The organism is Streptomyces sp. NPDC056503 (assembly GCF_042794995.1).
Classification (GTDB): Bacteria; Actinomycetota; Actinomycetes; order Streptomycetales; family Streptomycetaceae; genus Streptomyces.
This window is the reverse complement of record NZ_JBHTST010000279.1, coordinates 1-1350: the sequence shown is the minus strand read 5'-3', so window position 1 is coordinate 1350 and position 1350 is coordinate 1. Positions and strand designations below refer to the sequence as shown.

At 61.9% G+C, this 1350-nt stretch carries 2 protein-coding genes; both read left to right on the top strand.

Annotated elements, in window-relative coordinates; all coding sequences use genetic code 11:
- The first annotated feature begins 203 nt into the window (after positions 1 to 203).
- The gene (locus tag ACFQ8C_RS37030) at positions 204 to 602 is read left to right on the top strand and encodes a hypothetical protein (RefSeq protein ID WP_383466361.1); all 399 of its coding nucleotides are present in this window, start codon (positions 204 to 206) and stop codon (positions 600 to 602) included.
- Between the two features lie 407 nt (positions 603 to 1009).
- The gene (locus ACFQ8C_RS37025) at positions 1010 to 1258 is read left to right on the top strand and encodes a transposase (protein ID WP_383466359.1); all 249 of its coding nucleotides are present in this window, start codon (positions 1010 to 1012) and stop codon (positions 1256 to 1258) included.
- Positions 1259 to 1350 lie beyond the last annotated feature (92 nt).

Below are 1350 nucleotides of genomic sequence, written 5' to 3'. Positions count from 1 at the left end.
TGTCAGAAGGCTGTCACAGCTGCCATGTCGGAGGCTCGCGGATATCCCGGCTCACCTGGGTACAACCCGGCCAGCGTTTACGGGACAGCCCTTAGTCTCGTCGCTCCCGGGTTTCCCCAGACGGCGTATCCGCACTGCTGGCCCTGCGCTAGAAGACAGGCTGGGGTCGTCTCGCAACTGTCACAGGCAAGGAGTAAGAAGGAATGGTAACTAGTAGCCCCTCGGTTGCGTTCCTCGCAAAAATCGAGCACGGATGCCTGATCTTGCAGGATGCAGGAAGTGAGGATGATGTCAGCGACTGGGATCCGACGTCTAGCAGCTGGTATCGAGAGGGTAGTTCACTCATCTTCAGCGTTCAGGCCGGTGTCGATGGTCCGGTCGAATGTGAGGTGTGGAAGTCAGCTCCCCTTACGGTGCTTCCTTCAAAACTGTTCGAGGCGTCGCTGGCATGTTCGTCCGGATGGCTCGTATTGCACGATGCGAACGATCATGTTCGGATGCAATTTTCGGGGTTCCGTGACTCCGTGATCTGCTCGGTAATGGTGGATGATCCACAATTTCCGTCAAAGGTTCAGATCTTGCTGAGTGCGGAAGGCGAATAGCTTCCTGGTGTCTGCAGGAACGGGCGAGGTTCTCTTCGGGGATCTCACCGGTTTCCCGCATGCGGCGTGAGGGCGTCGTTCCACTGGGGGATGTCGACCTTCCCGCGTAATTCCGAACTGCAAAGTTGAAGCCCCGTCAGGTGCGTCCTGGCGGGGCTTCTGCATGGGGTGACGGCAGTAGTTGACGGCAACGTGAGCGGACGGTGGCTGCGTACAGCGGCGGGTCATCGCAGGACCGGCTCCGCGTCCGGCTCGCGGTCGGGCTGGAGCGTCCAGGTCTCGTACCGCAGGACCGAGCGAGGGGGCACGTCCCCACGGGCCTTGACTCTAGATCTTGGACGCTTGAGATATGGATCTTGAGGGTCTGAGAACGGACATCTTGTGGTCATGCAGCACTATCCGCTGGAGTGGTCGCGGTCGCGTTGTACGAGTCGCGGCCTGGAGCGGTGATCCGGTCGGTCGCCGCTGATCTGGGGGTCAACCCGGAGACGCTGCGGAACTGGGTTCGGGTGGCCGGAGCGAGTAGGCCCGGGGACGTCGGGCGGAGGCGCCGGCCGAGCCGCCCACGCCGTTGGAGGCGGAGAACGACGCCCTGCGCAGGAAGGTCCGCGAGCTGGAGGAGGAACGCGAGATCCTGCGGAAGGCGGTGTCAGTGAGCCTTTTCCAACCTCACGCTGACGCGTGGTGAAGGACGAGGACGGCCTGGACGATCGCTGTGATGTGGTTGGTGCTGCAGCGGAGCTTCCGT